Consider the following 17790-nt stretch of genomic DNA (forward strand, 5'->3'; position numbering starts at 1 on the left):
AGGGAGACCTTAAAAAATTTTAGGTATCAGTAAATTTCCCCGCTTGGGTAGACGACGATGCCCTCTTCGGTTATCTCGAAGGGGTACTTCTTCATCGAGTGCCGAGTTTCGCGCATCTTCCTGATTAGGAGGTAGCGCTTGAGTTCAACCTCCCTCTCGATGAAGTCGAGAAGGATGACGCCCCTGGAGATGTACTCCTCGACGCCGTACCTGCTGATTTTGCCCCTGCCCGGGTCGGGAGCCTCGGTTGTGAGGATTGAAGTGACGCCCATCTCAAGAAGTATTGTGTTGAGCTGAAGGAGCATCTCCCTGATTTCTTCCTCCTTCTTGAGGCGGAAGGCTATCGAGGGAATTGAATCTATAACGAGCCTTCTGGCGTTGATTGCCTTAACGACGCGGTAGATGTAACGAAGGAAGTCCTCGGCGTTGAGATTGCCCTCGAGAACGTACTGTTCCTCCGATGGGAGCCCAACGACCGCGCTGACACCGTCAACGATTGCTATCTTCCCCTGTTTCTCGTACTGCTCAATATCCCAGCCGAAGGTTCTCATCTCCCTTCTCAAGTCCTGCGCCCGCTCCTCGAGGGTAACTATCACTCCGGGCTCATCGTAGAGTTCAACACCCTTGTAAACGAACTGAACCGCGAACGTTGTCTTACCGCTTCCGGTGGGACCGGTTACAAGGACCGTGGTTCCCTCTGGGAATCCCCCCTCAACGAGGTCGTCAAAACCGGGAATCCCGGTCTTGACCCTGCGAACTTGCCACATCTCTCTGGTCATACGAATCACCGTGATGGCTGTTAGGGAATCCCTTAGTTCATCCGCTATAGCTATTTGATGGTTTGTGGATATAAAACTTTTGGAAGATAACGGAACTAAAGTCCCTTTCAATGGAAGATTTACAACGGGGCCCACTCAAAACCGCCAATGGGTACCATCGGGGCGGAAACGTTTTATTGAAAAAGGCAAAGTGAGAGCAAGGTGAAACCATGCCCGACCCCTTTGGAAGGGAGGCGCAGGAACTAATAAGGAGTGAATTCGGCGATGTTTTAACGCTCCTTGAGAGAATCCCCTCAAGCATAGACCCAGATGAAGCCCTCTCACTCGTCAGGTGGATGCTCGAATCAAAGGAACCCCCCGAGAACCTTCTCACCGTTGACACACTTGAGGAACTCAGGGACCTTTTCAGGTTCTACGCCCTCCTCGGGGCGCTGGCGTTCTCCCCCTACGGTATCGAGGCCGAGTTCGTGAAGAAAGCAACTGCGAAACTCTACCGCGCGAGAATAGAGAGAAAGGGCTCGCTGGAGGGGAGCCTTCTGAAGATTGAGCCCGCCGAGGGAATACCCGACAGGGACAGGAAGATACTGGAAAGGGCGATGGACAGGAGTCTGCCGGAAGAGGAGAGGGAAAAACTCAAGCTGAAGTACAGGATACACCTGAGCGAGTTCCTTGAGCTCTGGGAGGGGTCGCTGAAGGAGGTTTACGTAAGGAAAGGATACGCCTACCTCCGCTGGGACGAGGCGTTAAAGCTCTGGGAGATGGCCTTTGAGAGGCGCTTCGACAAAGCTGTCAGCCTTCTCGCCGACGTCAGGGATGAACTTCCCGAATTCTACGAGGAGCTCAAGGGGAAGCTTGAGGAGCTCGCCGGGGAGTACTTCAAGGAGAGGCTTGAGAAGCTCGGAAAAGTTGGCGCAAAGCCGCTCCGCTTCGACCTATTCCCGCCGTGCGTTAAAGAAGCCCTAAAAGGCGTTCCCTCGGGAATGAGGAACTACGCGATTACGGTTCTCTTAACGAGCTTCCTGAGCTACGCGCGCATCTGTCCCAACCCGCCGAGGAAGGACGTCCGTGTTAAGGACTGCGTAAGCGACCTAAGGGTCATCGAGGAGGAGATTCTGCCAGTTATCATCGAGGCCGGCAACCGCTGTAAGCCGCCGCTCTTCGAAGACCAGCCCCACGAGATTAAGAACATCTGGTACCACCTCGGCTTCGGATTGACCGATAAGCCAACGCTCGAGGACAGCGGGAACTCGACGTGGTACTTCCCGCCGAACTGCGACAAGATAAGGGCCAACGCTCCCCAGTTATGCAAGCCGGACAGGTACTGCAGGGGGGTCAAGAACCCGCTGACGTACTATCTGAGAAGGATCGCAAGGGAGGAGCGGAGCGAAACTGGTGAAGGGGGGGAAGAAGGTGGCTGAACTGCTCAGAGAGGTTAGCAGGGAGGAGAGAGAACTCTACTACAAGGGCGAGTGGAAGGCCGAGAGGATTCCGGAGTTCATACTCGATAGCCTTGAAAAGCGCGAGTTCGGCTTCGACCACACCGGGGAGGGGCCGAGCGACAGGAAGAACGTATTCGCCGACGTTAGAGATTTGGAGGACTACGTTAAGGCCACCTCACCCTACGCAATCTACACATCGGTTGCGCTCTACCGCGAACCGGCCCAGATGGAGGGCTGGCTCGGGGCCGAGCTCGTCTTCGACATAGACGCCAAGGACCTGCCCCTCAGGAGATGTATGGACAGGCACCCAAGCGGGCAGGTGTGCCCAATCTGCCTGGAGGACGCGAAGGAGCTTGCGAGGGACACTCTGGTGGTTCTCAAGGAGGACTTCGGCTTCGAGAACGTTCACGTGATTTACTCGGGCAGGGGCTACCACATAAGGGTTCTCGACGAATGGGCGTTGAGGCTCGACGCCAAGGCCCGCGAGAGGATTTTAGCTTACATCAGCGCCTCGGAGGAGGTAACCTACGAGGACGTGATGAGCAGGAGGATTATGCTGTCAAGCGGCTACTTCAGGGTGTTTAGGCTTCGCTTCGGCTACTTCATAAAGAGGGCCAACGAGAACCACCTGATAAGCGCGGGGATAAAGAAGGGCCTTGCTAGAAAACTCCTGAGCGATGAGAGCAGGAATAGAATCGTGAGGAGCTTCGTCGAGAGAGGTTTGTTGGCATCTTTCCCGAGCGGAGTCGGCTATAAAACGCTGATAAGGCTGTTCTCGATATCGAGCACCTTCTCCAAGGCCTACTTCGACGGGCGCGTTACCGTTGACGTTAAGAGAATCCTCCGTCTGCCCTCGAGCCTGCACTCCAAGGTCGGGCTGATAACGACCTACATCGGCCCCGACGAGGGAAAACTCGAGCGCTTTAACCCCTTTAGGGACGCCGTGCCAGAGTTCAGGAAGGAGGAAGTCAAGGAAGCGTACGAGGAGTGGGAGAGCTCGCTATGAACCGGGGAAAGGCCCAGATAGCGCTTGCAATGCTTATATGGGGGAGCGTCGGAATATTCGGCAGGCTCTCGGGACTTTCCGGCCTGGGCGTCGCCTTTGCGAGGGTCTCACTCGGGGCGCTCGTCCTCCTTCCAATCCTCGGCCTCAGGGAAAAGCTCGGAAACGCTTTGAGAGAGCTTAGAGAGAGGCCCTATCACATGCTCGCGCTCGGGACTGCGTTAGCCTTAAACTGGGTCTTCCTCTTCACAGCATTCAACTACACAACCATAGCGAACGCGGTTCTCGTTTACTACACCGCCCCGGTTCTGGCGACGCTGATTTCGTGGCGCTTCCTCAATGAAAGGCTCGACGCGGGAAAGGTTCTGAGCCTTGCGATAGCCTTCACGGGACTGCTCCTCATAGCGTCTTCCCAGAGAATCAGCCTCTCCGACAGGGACTTCACAGGAATCGTATTCGCGTTTCTGGGGGCGCTCTTCTACGCCCTGATTCCAAACCTCGGCAGGTTCCTGAGGGGCGTTGACGGCGAAAGCTTGACCTTCCTCCAGCTGGCGATAGCTTCCGTCGTTTTAATGCCTTTCGTGGCCGTTGAGAACGTTGGAAGCCCGGTCTGGTGGGCAATAGCGGTTCTCGTCCTGCTCCACACGGTTTTAGCTCTCTACCTCTACATGGACGGGCTGAAGAAGGTTGAAGTCAAGGACGCCTCGTTGTTGAGCTACCTCGACCCGCTGAGCGCGATAGTTTACGCGTTCCTGGTCTTTGGAGAGGTGCCGGGAGTTAGAACCGTTATAGGTGGCGCCCTAATTCTGCTCGCTTCAGCTATTGATTTGGCGAGGGGGTCGTAGCCCGCCTTCTGTATCAAGGGGGCATTCGACTGAGCGGCCTACCACGGGGCTCGCACCGGGAACTCATCGCCCCAGCGTCGGCCTTGCACCCCGCGGGACGGCCGTTTCACCGCATCCCCCGGGATTGTCTGCGGGTTAGCTCGGTGCCCGTCGCCGGGCCCTTCGCGCGCGTCATCCACATCCCCCGGGGGCCGTGTCGTTTCTGCGCCGTTGCCCTCCCTCTCGGGAGGTGCCTTGCGGCACCGCGGCCCCGGTGCGGTGGGCGGAACTTCCTCGGGAGCACCCCGAGAGCCCCCGACCCCCTCGCCGTAAGGAGGTAGAAAAGGGAGAATAAAAAGGTTTGGTCACTTCTTTTTGGGCAGGGAGTCCCTCTCATGGAACTTTGGCGGCTTCGGCCTCTTGAACCTCCCGAGCGGTGAGCGGCGCTTTGGCCCCCTCCTCTTCCGACGTTTCTTACTGCCAGAGTTCCAATAGAGGTAGTATGCACCTATTGCAACTAAAACCATCAGCAAGATAATGAGAGCCGGCCACCACTCGTTGCCTCCAGAGCTCGAGAGGGCCGTTGAGTTGGAGGGGGAAGGGGAAGTTGATGTGGTTTCCAGTGTCTCAGTAGAGGTTGGGCTGTTGGTAGAGGTGGTGCTCGTGGTCTGGACGGGCGGTGCAAGAGTCCCACTAACCGAGCTAACGTGACCGTCAGTGGAGAGGTTGAACGAGTACGCCACACCAACTTCGCCCGATGGGAAAGAGAAGTCAACCGTCGAGTTTCCGGGGGGTATATCAACTACCCTCGAGCCGCTGTAGGTCGTGCCGTTTTCGAGACGAACAACGTACGAGAGGAGCCCAGAGGTCGCGGGGCCCGGATTCGAAATGAGAACCCTGAACTCAAGGAGTTTCTCCGAACGGGCTGGTACCACCGAGGATATCTTGGGGGGCGCTATAACCCTGTACTCCGAGGATGCAGTGCCGACAATCTTTCCAGCCACGAGCAGGGAAACCGAGACGCGGTACTGACCGGGGTTCTTCGTGAACAGGGGCACGTTGAAGACGAGAGTGCCCCGGTCGAGTGAGAGAGGTTTTGTGAGGGAATAAACCGGCTTCCCGTTTAGGTAGAACTTCACGCTCAGGTTCGCCCGCACGTTTCTTTGGGAGAGAACAGAAACGTAGGCAACCACCTTGTCGCCTGTGTAAACACCACTTCTCTCAAGAGAAACACCGAGGAGTGAGACACCCCAGCTGAGGGTGAAAGCTTTGGTTCTGGAAAACGTTCCCCGGGGGGTCCTTATGGTGTAGTTAAAAACGTAGTGTCCCGGAGGGAGGGAGTACGGAGTCTTCACCTCAAAGCTCACCGACGTAGTTCCAGGTCCAAAGACGATGCCCTTACTCAGGTGAACGTAGGGCTTTCCGTCGTGAAGAACCGTCAAGTACGCGGTCCCTTTAACGGTTTTGTGGCCCAGGTTATGAACCGTGGAATACACAACGAAGCCCTCACCCATAAAAACGAGCGGCCAGGTGCCCGAGGGGGTGTACGCGTGGACCTCACCGAAGCGCAGAGGAGTTGAGAGAACCGTCAAAGGTACCGAAGCTGTGAACGTGGACAGGCCACCAGTTGATAGGGAAACTAGGAACCTAATCTTCAGGTAGTAGCTTCCCGCGGGAACATTGGGAGAACAGCTCACGTTGTATGAGAAGGTCTTCTCCTCCCGCGGTCCCCATCCCTGGACTATGCGGGGTGATACCGTTACGTTGAAGCCCTCCACCCGTTTTCCGTTGGAATCCTCAACCCAGATGTCCCTCACCACGGCGAGCTTGTATGAGGCATCGGTTGGGTTTGAAACCGTGAACGTTCCAACGGCGTAATCCCCTGCTATGACCTGAATCGCCTGACTTGATGACGCCGAACTCGGGGGTATGAGGGCCAGCAACATAAGGAGGATGACGGCCGAGGAAAGCCTCCGCATTCAAACCACCCTAAGGTTATACAACTGGAGGGTATAAAACACTACCGACCGAGTGCCAGCAGAACCGCGCCCGAAACGGTCAGAATGAACGAGAAAAGGAGGAACAACCTGTAGAGTCCTAGACCGGAGAAGTGCTCCCTGGCGACGAGGGCTATGGCCAGGAGCATCACCCCGTAGAGGAGGGCGAAGATTCCGAGGGCGAGCGACGTCTTTATGCCAAGGAGCACGAGGATTCCAAAGACCGCCCCGGCGAAAACCGTGACGTGGGGAACGGTGAAGGCGAGGTAGTTGAGGAAAACCTTCCTGTCGTCCCATGTCCATCACTCCGCTATGAAGGCGTAGGTTGTCGCAGTCGGTAGCTCCCGCCTCACCCTGGGGAGCAGGTACCTCGGGTAGAGCCTCTCCTCGGGCTCGTCAAGGGGGTCGTAGGAGCCGAGGAGTCTGTCTATCACCTTGACTGCGACCCTTCCCCTGACCCTGAAGTAGCCCCTGAAGTCGCTGACTATCTCGAGGACTATCGGAAGGAGCAGTTTCTCCTCGTCGCCGGGGTCAACGAGGTTCTTAATCCTCTCGAGCTCTGCCTTTCGGAAGGAGTGCACGCTCCCGTCCCGTAGCTTAACAGACGGCTCGCTGTCCGATATGAGCTGAGCGAGGGTTGGCCTCTTCGCAGGAAGGTGGCTGTTTATGCGGTAGATTTCCCTCAGGAGGGCGTTTTCAGGGTTCATACAGGTGTCAATTTGAGTCGGGGCAGATAAACGTTGTTAGACATTTTTTTGTCAAAAAGTTCGAAGTTAAGCGAAAGAATAGACTTATCTATATCAAAACGATGACGTTCATAGGCCGTTTTTCGTCAGGTGTTCAAAAATTCAGGGGAAAGGGTTAATTAGGTGTATCTGTTCAGCATCTAGCGGAAACAATTGAACAATGCGACCTTATCTTCAAGGCCGACCCAAGTACCTACGCCGAGGTTCCCTGGGAGGGCATAGCGAGGGTCTACGGCTACATATACAAGGACGGAAAGCCCTACAAGGCAGACCCGAGGGGGGTCCTCAGGAGGGCCCTTGAAAGGCTCGAAAAAGAGGGTTTCAAAGCCTACATCGGGCCGGAGCCGGAGTTCTACCTCTTCAAGAAGAACGGAACCTGGGAGCTCCACATACCCGACAGCGGGGGCTACTTCGACCTTGTAACCCTCGACAAGGCGAGGGAGCTGAGGAGGGAGATAGCCCTCTACATGCCGGCCTTTGGCCTCGTTCCAGAGGTGCTCCACCACGAGGTCGGAAAGGCCCAGCACGAGATTGACTTCCGCTACGACGAGGCCCTCAAGACCGCCGACAACATCGTGAGCTTCAAGTACGTCGTCAAGGCCATCGCCGAGATGCGCGGTCTCTATGCAACGTTCATGCCAAAGCCCCTCTACGGCTACCCCGGCAACGGAATGCACCTCCACATAAGCCTCTGGAAGGACGGAGAAAATGCCTTCATCGGCGAGGACGGGCTGAGCGAGACCGCTTTGCACTTCATAGCGGGAATACTGAAGCACGCGAAGGCACTAACGGCCCTGACCAACCCGACGGTGAACAGCTACAAGCGCCTCGTCCCCGGTTATGAGGCTCCGGTTTACATCAGCTGGGGCTACAGGAACAGGAGCGCGCTAATCCGCGTCCCGGCCTTCTGGGGCAACGGGGCGAGGATAGAGTACCGCTGTCCCGACCCGAGCGCCAACCCGTACCTGGCTTTCTCGGCGATACTCTTGGCTGGACTCGACGGAATCAAGAGGAAGCTTGAGCCAAGCTATTACGTCGAGACCAACGTCTACGAGATGGGCGAGGAGGAGAGAAGCAAAGCGGGAATCGAGACCCTTCCTGGAAGCCTCGGGGAGGCGCTGGAGGAGCTGAAGAAGGACAGGGTCGTCAGGGAGGCGCTCGGAGAGGCCTACGAGAACTTTATCGCCTACAAGGAAAGGGAATGGAGCGAGTACGTTACCTACCTCGAGAGCAGAGAACTCCCGCTGGAGACCAAGAAGGTGACCGAGTGGGAGCTCGAGAGGTACTTCTACGTTTGATTCCCCTTTCCTTCCCTCATGTGCACGAGGATTGATGCCCCTATTATGAGCGCCCCGCCGAGGAGCTGGAGGGGCGTTAGAGCCTCGCCAAACAGGATGTACGCGAGAACTATTGCAACCACCGGCTCAACGGTCGCCACTATGCTGGCCCTGCTGACCTCCACTTCTTTGAGGGCGTGGTTGTAGAGTGTGTAACCGAGGAACGTCGGGAAGAAGGCCAGGCCGAGGAGGTATGGAATCGCTCCCCTCGGAACGGAGAACTTAGAGAAGGGAGCGAGGAAGAACAGGCCGAAGAGCAGGGTCATGAAGAGAACCCTCTCGGGCCTCTCGTTTCTGACGCCGAACTTGGCCAGAACCCCGTAGAGGGCGTAGGTGAAGCCGGTCGCTATGCCGGTCAGCAAAGCCAGGTGGCTCACGTTGAAGTCAACGTTGCCGGCGACGAGGATAACTCCAGCAAGGACCATTGCCAGGGCCATTGCCTTCTCGGTTGTTACCGGCTCCTTGAAGATTAACCTGCCGAGGATTACAGAGAAAGCGGGGGCGGTGTAGACGAGCAGAACCGCGAAGCCGACCGACGAGATTTTGACGGTGTAAAAGTAGAGGGTGTAGAAGGCGAAAACTCCAACGAGGCCGTAAACCGCGTAGAACCACAGCTTCTCGCGCGTAAAGGGGTTCTCGCGCAGGAAGAGCAAGATGTAGGTTCCGAGAATTATTAGAGCGAAGAGAACGCGCCAGAAGACCATCGTGAAGGAATCGACGCCGTAGCGGTAGATATATGTCGCGAAGATTCCCAGGGTTCCCCACATTGAAGCAGCGAGAAAAACGAGAAGGTAACCGCGCTTCATCGGCTCACCTCAGAAGCTCGGGCCCAGTGGCAAACGGCGCTTGTGCTCGCTCCTCTTAACAAGGTTCTCGACGTATTCGACCCGCTCGATTGGTACGCCCAGCTCCTCGGCTATTTCCTCCTTGTCCTTCAGCAGGTCAACGAGGCGCCAGAGGATTTCGTCGAGGAGGCTGTAGCTTATGCCGAGCTCGTCCTCGTCAGTCTGGCCCTCCCAGAGGCCAGCGGTGGGTTTCTTCTCGATTATCCTCTCGGGAACGCCGATGAGCTCTGCAACCTCCCAGACCTCGGTCTTGTAGAGGTTTATGAGAGGCGCGTAGTCGCTCGCCCCGTCGCCCCACTTGGTGAAGTAGCCGGTGAGAAACTCGCTCCTGTTGCTTGTTCCAAGGACGAGGAGGTTCCTCTCGTTGGCGTGGGCGTACAGGAGAACCATTCTCGTCCTGGCCATTATGTTGCCGAGGCTCCTCTTGTCGGGCTGGAAGCCGAGCTGAGAGACGAACGAGTCAACGATGGGCTTTATGTTTATCTCCCTGCACTCGATTCCGAGGGAGGAGCAGACCAGTCTAGCGTCTTCAACGTCCCGGTTCTGGTAGTAGGGCATTATCAGGCCGAGAACTTTTTCCTTCCCGAGGGCCCTAACCGCGAGGTAAGCCGTTGTTGCGCTGTCTATGCCCCCGCTTATCCCTATCACGACGCCCTCCGCTCTCGCCTCGTCCACTTTCTCCCGGATAAAGGCCGTGATTATCTCGACGACGGAGTTGTAGTCGAGGGACCTCATTTCCGCTTCCCCCTGAATGCGTGAACGTAGGCAACCCAAAAAGTTATCGTTCCAGCGACTGCGAGAATCGACGCGGGTATCGCGAGGTCAGAGTAGGGGTGGCTTATGGCCTTCACCCTGTACGTGTAAGTGACGGTGCCGTTAATAACGTTCACCTCAGGCCTGTCGGATGGGTAAACTGTAACGTTTCCCCTGATGCTGTACGTTCTGTTGAAGCCAGTCCAAGAAACCTGAACCGTGGCGTTGTTCGCGCTCAGTGTAAGGGTCCGGTTGTAGTATGGATACCTATCCTCAAAGCTTCCGTTGCCGATGACGTGGACCCCCCGCCCAAGGCTACCCCCTGAGGAGTAAGTGGGTGTCGTCGTGTAAAACACCGCGAGGGCCGACAGGAGCATGGCCAAGACTAACATTGTGAAGCCGGCAACCATGAGCTTCGACCTAGAAATGAGCTTGAGAGCTTCCTTCATTCCCATCACCAACGAGGAAAAAAGAGAGGGTCAGAATTTGCCGACGAGGTGGCACTCCGCCCAGTGGTTGTGCTCGTACTCGATGAGCTTCGGCTGCTCCACGTCACAGAGACCCTTCTTGAAGTAGATGCACCTCGGGTGGAAGCGGCATCCGGGCGGGATGTTGACCGCGCTCGGGACCTCACCCTTAATCGGGAGTTCCTTGATGACGTTCCTCCTCTCGGGCTTCGGCTCTGGAACCGCCGCGAGCAGGGCCCTCGTGTACGGGTGGAGCGGGTTGTCGATGACCTTCTCCGCAGGACCCATCTCAACGATTCTGCCAAGGTACATGACCGCCATCCAGTCGGCGAAGTACCTCGCAGTGGACATGTCGTGGGTGATGTAAAGATAGGTGACGCCCATCTTGTCCTTGAGGCTCTTCATGAGCTCAAGGATTTCCGCACGGATTGAAACGTCGAGCATCGACACCGGCTCATCTGCAACAATGAACGTTGGATTCAGGATGAGGGCCCTTGCAATAGCCACACGCTGCCTCTGTCCACCCGAAAGCATGTGCGGGAACCTGCTAACGTAATCCTCGGGCGGCGTAATCTTGACCATCTCAAGGGCCTTGTAGATGAGCTCCTCACGCTCGGCCCTGGTTTCACCGATGCCGTGAATCAGGAGCGGCTCCTCGAGGACGTCAAAAATCCTGAAGCGCGGGTTAAGTGAAGCGAACGGGTCCTGGAATATCATCTGTACTCTCCTTCTGTAAGCCAGGACTTCCTCCTTGGTCTTAATGTCCGTGACGTCCTCACCCTCAAGGTAAATCTTACCGTCCGTTGGCTCGAGGAGTTTGACGATGAGCCTTCCGGTGGTGGACTTTCCACAGCCGCTCTCGCCGACGAGGGCAAAGACCTGCTGCTTGTAGATTTCAAAGCTGACTCCGTCAACCGCGTGAACGAAGCGCTGGGGCTCACCGCGCAGACCAGCGAGGAGACCCCTCTTGAGTGGGAAGTACTTCTTGAGGTTTTCAACTTTGAGTACCGGCTCCGCCATTTCTCACACCTCACAGCAGCCAGCATGCCGCGTAGTGGTCTTTATCAATCTCCTTCAGCTCGGGCTCCTGCTCCTTACAAACGTCCATCGCGTACGGGCACCTCGGGTGGAAGCGGCACCCCTTCGGTGGGTTGATGAGGTTGGGCGGCTGTCCGGGGATGAACTCAAGCCTCTCAACGTCCTCGTGAAGTCTCGGGATTGCCGCGAGGAGCTTCTGAGTGTACGGGTGGGCCGGCTCGTAGTAAATCTTCTCGCTGTCGCCGATTTCTACAATCTTACCCGCGTACATGATGGCAACCTTGTCGCTAATCTCCGCCAAGATACTGAGGTCGTGGGTGATGAATATCATTGAGAGGTTGAGCTCCTTCTTGAGCCTCTTCATGAGGTTGATAATCTGCGCCTGAACGATAACGTCCAGAGCGGTAGTCGGCTCATCTGCAATGATGACGCTGGGCTCCATAAGGAGGGCCATTGCAATAACCACACGCTGCTTCATACCACCGCTCAACTCGTGCGGGTAGCGGTAGACTATTTCAGGGTCGAGGCCAACGAGCTCGAGGTACTTCTGAGCCCTGTCGAGAGCCTCCTCTTCGTTCATGTGCTTGTGGTAGAGGAGGGGCTCAATCATCTGGTATCCAACCGTGTAGACAGGGTTGAGGGCGTTCATTGCTCCCTGGAATATCATCGAAATCTTCTGCCAGCGGATTTCCTTTCTAAGCACGTCCTCCGGAAGGCCGACTATTTCCCTCCCGTCAATCTTGATGCTTCCGTCAACTATTTTTCCAGGGGAGTGGGCATGCCTAAGAGAGTAAAACCAAGGGAGGACTTGCCGCAACCGCTCTCACCGGCAAGTCCAAGCACTTCTCCTTTTTTGAGGTCGAAGCTGATGTTGTCGACTGCCTTGACGACGCCTTTGCTGGTGAAGTAATACATCTTGAGGTTCCTAACTTCAAGGACGTTCTTAGCCATCTAAACCACCTCACGCGCGCTTGAGCCTCGGGTTGAGGACCGTGTCGAGTGACACACCAATCAGGACGAATATCAGTCCCACGAAGGCTATAGCAAGTCCCGGCGGTATAATCTGCCACCAGTAGCCGTTGAGCGTAGCACCGTTAGCCTGTGCGTTGTTGAGCATCTGACCCCAGGTTATCATGTTCTTGCTCGTGAGACCAAGGAAGCTCAGCCCGGCCTCGCTGAGGATTGCTCCAGGAACGCTGAGGGCTATGCTGGCGAACGCGTACGGGAGGAGCTGTGGAACGATGTGCTTGAAGACTATCCTTCCGGTGCTCGCACCGAGGGCCCTGGCCGCTTCAACGTAAGTCTGTTCCTTAATCTGAAGTGCCATACTCCTCGCAACCCTCGTGGTGCCCATCCATCCGAAGAGCACCAGGATGAACACCAGCTGCGTCAGCGAAATCTTTCCTCCGAAGTACAGCGAGAGCAGGATGAGCATCGGGAGCACTGGCAGGGTCATCATGAACATTGTGAACGTCTGTATGGCCTCGTCCGCCCAGCCTCCAAGGTAGGCGCTCGTAACTCCGATGAGGATTCCTATGAGGACGGTGCTAACCGAAACCGACAGACCTATGGCAAGGGCAACGCGGATTCCCCAGAGGAGACCGACTGCGATTGGCCTGCCGAACTGGTCGGTTCCGAGGATGCCGTAGCTCCTACCAACCATGACAACCTTCATGTTGCTGAGGTCCACGTGGACGTACTTCGGAGCCTTGACTATGACCTCAACCTTGTAGTTGCCCTGGAGGGGCTTGGTGTTGTATATGACGTCGGTGAGAGGGAGGGGCTTACCGTTGTCGTCGGTTATCTTGCCGAACACAACCCTCATTAGGTCCATGGCCTGGGAATAGCCGTAGAGGGTGTTGTTCATGGTAACCTGCTGGGAAATGTACATGAGCTTCATGTCAAGGGGAAGGTTGTTCGGTATCGCCATCGGGAGCTTAAGGACACCGTTCTCGTAGAGCCAGAGGAACACGAGACTCTTTGAGGTCGGTGTGTACGAGAGCTGGAGGAAGCCCCCACTGGTCATCTGGTAGTTGTGGGCAACGACGAGGGTGTTGTACTTAACTCCCTTCTCGGGAGGCCTCGTGATGACAACGTCAATGACTGGGTTGTCCTTCGGATTTGACGCGTTGGAGGTTATACCCGTAATGACGAGGTCCTTGGGTGGGTAGTAGTACTTCATATCGTACGTGAATGTGAGGACGTAGTAGCGGTAGGAGCCGTTGACGTATGTCTTCTCGTTGAGGTTCTTGAGGGTATAGACCTTCTGAGGTGCCCTGCTCTGGTGGCTGAAGTAGTTCTCCCATGAGGGCGGGGCGTTCTTGGGGTTGGTAATCCAGGCGGTTCCGGTCTGCCACTCCTTGGGTATGTTGGGGCTGGTTATGAAGGGAGCGGCGATGGCCAAGACTATGAGCAGCAGGAGGAAAAACAAACCGAGCATTCCACTCTTCTGATGCTTGTACTCGCTCCAAAACCTCTTGAAGCTGTCCTTGAAATCAACCCATCTCATTTACACCACCTCACGAGCTGGCCGCGGCACCAATCCTGATTCTCGGGTCGAGGTACGCATAGAGTATGTCCGCCAGGAGCATTGAGAACACGGTCATCACTGCGAACATGTAGTTGAGTGCCATCATGGTCCTAACGGCGTTCTGACCAAGGGCCATCCAGTAGAGACGTCCCATTCCGGGCCAGTTGAAGACTATCTCCGTAATCATGGCACCACCCATTGAACCAATCATACCGAATATAACCATGGTGATAATCGGCGGAGCGGCGGCTTTGAGGGCGTGTCCGTAGATTATCTTCCTCTCAGGAACACCCTTGGCCCTGGCAACCATGATGAAGTCCTCCTGCATTGTACCAATCATGATGTTCCTGGTTGTCCATGACCAACCTCCGAAGGAAACGAGCACGATTGTAACGAGCGGCAGTGTCATCTTCTTGAGCAGATTGACCCATCCCGAGACCTCAACCTGGGAGTACAGAGTTATAGGCAGCCAGCCGAGGTAGACGACGAAGAGGAGTATCATGAGCATTCCAAGCCACCACATCGGGAGGCTCGTGGTAATCATTGCCAAGATGGATATCGTTCTGTCGAGCAGGCTTCCTGGATTGCGGGCGCTCTTGATACCGAGGAGAGTCCTATGAGGATTATCAGAATCTGCGCCGTCGTGAACAGCAGAATCGTGTTGGCGAGGGCAGTCTTTATCTGGTCCTTAACGTCGTGGGTGCCGTACAGAGGCGGGATTGATTGCCCCCATTTAAACGTAAACGTGTCTATTGCATAATTCCACGCCCTCTGCCAGTAGGGTTTGTCGAGACCGTACTGGTGCTCAAGGCTCTTGCGGTATGCCTCTATTGCCTCCTGTGTAGGTGCTTGGTGGGTCTTCTGCTGGTAGGTACGAATCCACTGCTGAACCTCGGAGTTTATCTGGGCGTTCAATTGTACCGTCGCAAGTTTCGTGAAGAGGGCCGACATCAAGAGCACGGCCAGGAAAAGGAGGATTAACGCGTTTACCACACGGTACAGCACGTACTTTCCAAAGCTCATCCCCATTCTATCCCCTCCAGCAACGATACTACTGGCATTCTATGAAGTCAACTTTTACGTGCCAGTTAAAGTTTAAATAGTTTTCCCCAAAAAGAGCACAAATGTACACATTTTGAACACAAGAACAGGGATGTCCATCAGGGAGAGTGTAAAGAAAGAAGGAAAGGGTCACTTCCTCCTCCTGAGGAGGAGCGGTATTATTGCGAGTCCGACTATCGCGGCCGGACCGCAGATGCCCTTGCTGCTCTTCGAAGTGGTAGTGCTGCTCGTCGGAGCCTGAGTGCTGGTGGCAGTGTTGGTGCTAGTGCTGGTAGTGGTCTTGGTCACGGTGCTGGTTGAGGTACTTGAGGTGCTCGTAGTGGTGGTCTGGGTAGTGGCGGGCAGTATGGCCCTAGCGGAGAGGAAGCTTCCGAGACCGCTGACCGGGTCGGTCATTCCAAGCTTGATGAGCTTCTTGTTGGTGAGGTAGAACGTCCAAGTCTCAACGAGGTTGACGAACGGTGAGTTGTAGACGTAGAGGCCGTAGGCAATCTTGTAGATGTCCCAGAGCTGGTCGAGGTTGGTTATGGTAAGGGTCTGGTTGTTCGGTCCCTTCCAGCTGTTGAAGGCCAGGACGTTATCGAGCTGGTATCCGTTCCAGTCAAGGAGCTGCTTCAGCTTGTCCGGGGTGTTGTAGTACTTGAGGTTGAACTCCTGGATGAACTTGTTGAGGTCACCGTTTGAGACGGCGTTAACGAGGTCCTTAACGGTGTACTTGTCCTCCTTAGGAGCGTTAGGCGGAGCGTAGTAGTAGTCAAAGACCCAGTAGTCCCAGACTATCCAGGTGAGCGGCTGAATACCGCTTGAAACGAATCCAGCGGTGTAAACCTGCCACTGGAGGGTGTGCGGGTCACCGTTGTAGACAACCTTGTTTGCCTTGGTCCTGTCCCACTTGAGGAGGTCCACGGTGAAGCCGGCCTTCTCGAGGAGCTGGGCAGTGTACTTACCGATGTCAAGCCTCTCGTCCTCAACACGGGCGATAACCTTAACGGTAACCGGGCTGAGGCTTCCTCCAGCCTTTCCGAAGTACCACTTGCCGTTCTTCTTCTCGAGGACGTAGCCCTTAGCCTTGAGGTTCTGCGCAGCCTTGTTCATGGCCTGGTCGATGAGCTTGAGGGCGTACTGCTCGTCACCCTGCGGGGTGAGGCCCATGGCGTTGGCAACGGTCATTACCCTCTGGTAGGCGTTGGCCTGACCGCTGACCTCGGGACCGAACATTGGGGCACCGCTTCCCTGGAGTATCTGGCTGACGATGTACTGCCTGTTGACGAGCCACTGGAGGGCGTACCTGACGCCGCGAAGGGCCATGACGTTGAAGACAATCTTACCGCTGGAGTTCACGAGACCGGTCTGCTCATCACCGATGGTGTTTATCTGGAGGGCATCCCAAGTGCTTATGGTCCTAACCGGATAGACGTCGTTCTTGTACTCCTGGAGAATCTTCTGGATGTCGCTGAACTTGGCGTTGTACCAGTAGAGGGCGTAGTCACCCTTGGCGACGGCCAGGAGAGCAGTTTGAGCGTTGAGGGTGCCGTAAATGTCAATCTCCTTCCAGTGCGGAGCCCACGGGAGGGGCTGACCGTTAATCTTGTCCGGGAAGCCAATCCTCTGAACCTTGTCGGAGAGCTTGAGAATGACGGTCATGGCCTTCGGGTCGTACTTGTAGAGGTAGTACGGGCCGTTGCTTATGTAAGCGTTCTTGTACTCCTTGGCCCAGTTGGCTATGGCCTGGTAACCGGCCTTGGCGAGGTCAGTGGTTATACCGGCCTGCTCCTCGGTGATGCCCCACTTCTGGAGCCAGGGCTTGAGGGTGCTGAGCCATATTGGGATGGTTCCGTCGGCGGCGAGCTTCTCGGCCTCGGCCGCGAAGTACGGAGCCTGCTGCGGGTCAATCATGTTGAGCCTGAAGCCGTTCTGAGGCTGGGTGGTCCAGGCGAACTTCTTACCGTTGACGCCGTTGACGACCATCTCGTCCATAACGTAGTAGAGCTCCCACGGCCACATGGTGTACCACATAATGTTTCCAACGGCGGTGGTCCACTTGTCGTAGGGAACGGCGTAGTTCTGGTAGAGGGTGTACTCGACGTACTGGTCGGTGACCTTGTCAACCTTGAGACCGAGAACGTTCTTCAGGAGGGGGGCGGTACCTATGGCCCACTTCTGGCTGTAGTACTTGTCGTTCTTGCCGTTCTGGTAGCTCCACTCCCAGTCCATCGCGTAGTTGAAGAGAATGTCCGCAAGGGTTACCGGCTGGCCATCCTGCCACTTTCCGAGGCCACACTTCCAGGTGACGGCACTCTGAGCGGTCTTACCGGCGTAGGGGGCAACCCACTTCTTCTGGGTTCCGTTCCAGATTATAGCATCGTCTGGAACCTTGACGTTGTACTTAACACTAACGAGCTCACAGCGGTAGTTGTGGAACTTGGCGTCCGGGCCGGTGACGTAAGCTGGGTCAGAGAGGAAGTACCTGACACGAATCGTGTAAACGTCACTGAATCCCATCGGGGAGAAGACGTCCATGAAGATTGAACCCTGGGACGCCAGTATGACGATTTTAAGCTTGTTCCCAAGCTGGGTGCTCTGGGCGCTGGCTGGCTGTGCAACCAAGAACACACTAAACAACATCAAGCCCATAACGAACAGGCTTAGGACCTTCCTATTCATACTCCACTGCCTCCTTCACTTTTGGCAACGTTTGCCACATACGGCGTATAATGGCATGGAGCTATACATTCGGGCCCTATTTAAGGGTTACGTTAATGTAAAAGGAGCCGGAATGCAACTAAGAGGACAACCAAGATACAGCCAAATCACGCGAATTCCACTGAATATCAGAATAATGCGACACATACCTCCTGTAGATAAGTTAATTGGACAATACAAGAGCCCTATTTAGTATTTCGAGCTATATAGAGTATATAGAAATTCGAAAAAAGGGTTGGAGCAATTTTTGACCAGTCAAAAATCTTA

The 17790-nt window shown here is 55.6% G+C and carries 15 protein-coding genes, 1 other RNA gene and 2 pseudogenes; 4 read left to right on the forward strand and 14 right to left on the reverse strand.

Annotated features, from left to right (window positions below):
• Positions 1–26: 26 nt before the first annotated feature.
• Positions 27–779 (reverse strand): ATPase domain-containing protein, encoded by a 753-nt coding sequence (locus ACYQ04_RS09915; RefSeq protein ID WP_099209570.1) that lies wholly within the window; start codon positions 777–779, stop codon positions 27–29.
• Positions 780–988: 209 nt separating this feature from the next.
• On the opposite strand from ACYQ04_RS09915, the gene priL reads away from it, so the two are divergent.
• From priL to ACYQ04_RS09930, 3 genes are read left to right on the forward strand one after another with little or no spacing between them, the layout of a single operon-like run.
• Positions 989–2197: a DNA primase large subunit PriL gene (gene priL / locus ACYQ04_RS09920; RefSeq protein WP_460129204.1), complete on the forward strand. Its 1209-nt coding sequence runs from the start codon at positions 989–991 to the stop codon at positions 2195–2197.
• Complete coding sequence (priS, locus tag ACYQ04_RS09925) at positions 2190–3224, forward strand: DNA primase catalytic subunit PriS (RefSeq protein WP_460130159.1); 1035 nt, start codon at positions 2190–2192, stop codon at positions 3222–3224. The genes priL and priS overlap by 8 nt, the downstream gene beginning before the upstream one ends.
• Positions 3221–4066 (forward strand): DMT family transporter, encoded by an 846-nt coding sequence (locus ACYQ04_RS09930; RefSeq protein ID WP_460129206.1) that lies wholly within the window; start codon positions 3221–3223, stop codon positions 4064–4066. The genes priS and ACYQ04_RS09930 overlap by 4 nt, the downstream gene beginning before the upstream one ends.
• Here the strand turns inward: ACYQ04_RS09930 and rnpB are convergent.
• From rnpB to ACYQ04_RS09950, 4 genes are all read right to left on the reverse strand, one after another.
• An RNA gene (gene rnpB, locus ACYQ04_RS09935) (RNase P RNA component) lies at positions 4052–4373 on the reverse strand. The two genes, ACYQ04_RS09930 and rnpB, sit on opposite strands and share 15 nt — an antisense overlap.
• Positions 4374–4410: 37 nt before the next feature.
• The gene (locus tag ACYQ04_RS09940; protein WP_460129208.1) at positions 4411–6024 is read right to left on the reverse strand and encodes a COG1361 family protein; all 1614 of its coding nucleotides are present in this window, start codon (positions 6022–6024) and stop codon (positions 4411–4413) included.
• 41 nt (positions 6025–6065) lie between these two features.
• Positions 6066–6251: a hypothetical protein gene (locus ACYQ04_RS09945; RefSeq protein WP_460129210.1), complete on the reverse strand. Its 186-nt coding sequence runs from the start codon at positions 6249–6251 to the stop codon at positions 6066–6068.
• Positions 6252–6344: 93 nt separating this feature from the next.
• Positions 6345–6749, reverse strand: a complete 405-nt coding sequence (locus ACYQ04_RS09950; protein WP_460129212.1) for a DUF61 family protein — start codon at positions 6747–6749, stop codon at positions 6345–6347.
• 191 nt (positions 6750–6940) lie between these two features.
• Here ACYQ04_RS09950 and glnA point away from each other — a divergent pair.
• A pseudogene (glnA, locus tag ACYQ04_RS09955) lies at positions 6941–8086 on the forward strand (type I glutamate--ammonia ligase); the annotation flags it as partial.
• Here the strand turns inward: glnA and ACYQ04_RS09960 are convergent.
• From ACYQ04_RS09960 to ACYQ04_RS10000, 9 genes and pseudogenes are all read right to left on the reverse strand, one after another.
• Entirely contained in the window at positions 8077–8931 is an 855-nt protein-coding gene (locus ACYQ04_RS09960; protein WP_460129214.1) for an EamA family transporter, read from the reverse strand. The pseudogene glnA and the gene ACYQ04_RS09960 overlap by 10 nt on opposite strands.
• Before the next feature lie 9 nt (positions 8932–8940).
• Positions 8941–9705 (reverse strand): NAD+ synthase, encoded by a 765-nt coding sequence (locus ACYQ04_RS09965; protein WP_460129216.1) that lies wholly within the window; start codon positions 9703–9705, stop codon positions 8941–8943.
• Entirely contained in the window at positions 9702–10178 is a 477-nt protein-coding gene (locus ACYQ04_RS09970; RefSeq protein WP_460129217.1) for a hypothetical protein, read from the reverse strand. Before ACYQ04_RS09970 ends, ACYQ04_RS09965 begins: the two co-directional genes overlap by 4 nt.
• 24 nt (positions 10179–10202) lie before the next feature.
• Positions 10203–11210, reverse strand: coding sequence for an ABC transporter ATP-binding protein (locus ACYQ04_RS09975; protein WP_099209560.1), 1008 nt, complete (start codon positions 11208–11210; stop codon positions 10203–10205).
• 10 nt (positions 11211–11220) lie between these two features.
• A pseudogene (locus ACYQ04_RS09980) lies at positions 11221–12179 on the reverse strand (ABC transporter ATP-binding protein).
• Between the two features lie 10 nt (positions 12180–12189).
• Entirely contained in the window at positions 12190–13737 is a 1548-nt protein-coding gene (locus ACYQ04_RS09985) for an ABC transporter permease (protein ID WP_460129219.1), read from the reverse strand.
• A gap of 10 nt (positions 13738–13747) precedes the next feature.
• Entirely contained in the window at positions 13748–14359 is a 612-nt protein-coding gene (locus ACYQ04_RS09990; RefSeq protein ID WP_460130161.1) for an ABC transporter permease, read from the reverse strand.
• The gene (locus ACYQ04_RS09995; protein ID WP_460129221.1) at positions 14299–14763 is read right to left on the reverse strand and encodes an ABC transporter permease family protein; all 465 of its coding nucleotides are present in this window, start codon (positions 14761–14763) and stop codon (positions 14299–14301) included. Before ACYQ04_RS09995 ends, ACYQ04_RS09990 begins: the two co-directional genes overlap by 61 nt.
• Positions 14764–14949: 186 nt before the next feature.
• Positions 14950–17484, reverse strand: a complete 2535-nt coding sequence (locus ACYQ04_RS10000) for a CGP-CTERM sorting domain-containing protein (RefSeq protein ID WP_460129223.1) — start codon at positions 17482–17484, stop codon at positions 14950–14952.
• Positions 17485–17790: the final 306 nt, after the last annotated feature.

The sequence above is a fragment of the Thermococcus prieurii genome, from assembly GCF_054657655.1.

Coding starts and splice junctions, on each gene's coding strand:
- ACYQ04_RS09915 (WP_099209570.1), bottom strand. CDS start 779: ATGACCAGAGAGATGTGGCAAGTTCGCAGGGTCAAGACCGGGATTCCC.
- priL (WP_460129204.1), top strand. CDS start 989: ATGCCCGACCCCTTTGGAAGGGAGGCGCAGGAACTAATAAGGAGTGAA.
- ACYQ04_RS09930 (WP_460129206.1), top strand. CDS start 3,221: ATGAACCGGGGAAAGGCCCAGATAGCGCTTGCAATGCTTATATGGGGG.
- ACYQ04_RS09940 (WP_460129208.1), bottom strand. CDS start 6,024: ATGCGGAGGCTTTCCTCGGCCGTCATCCTCCTTATGTTGCTGGCCCTC.
- ACYQ04_RS09950 (WP_460129212.1), bottom strand. CDS start 6,749: ATGAACCCTGAAAACGCCCTCCTGAGGGAAATCTACCGCATAAACAGC.
- ACYQ04_RS09960 (WP_460129214.1), bottom strand. CDS start 8,931: ATGAAGCGCGGTTACCTTCTCGTTTTTCTCGCTGCTTCAATGTGGGGA.
- ACYQ04_RS09965 (WP_460129216.1), bottom strand. CDS start 9,705: ATGAGGTCCCTCGACTACAACTCCGTCGTCGAGATAATCACGGCCTTT.
- ACYQ04_RS09970 (WP_460129217.1), bottom strand. CDS start 10,178: ATGGGAATGAAGGAAGCTCTCAAGCTCATTTCTAGGTCGAAGCTCATG.
- ACYQ04_RS09975 (WP_099209560.1), bottom strand. CDS start 11,210: ATGGCGGAGCCGGTACTCAAAGTTGAAAACCTCAAGAAGTACTTCCCA.
- ACYQ04_RS09985 (WP_460129219.1), bottom strand. CDS start 13,737: ATGAGATGGGTTGATTTCAAGGACAGCTTCAAGAGGTTTTGGAGCGAG.
- ACYQ04_RS10000 (WP_460129223.1), bottom strand. CDS start 17,484: ATGAATAGGAAGGTCCTAAGCCTGTTCGTTATGGGCTTGATGTTGTTT.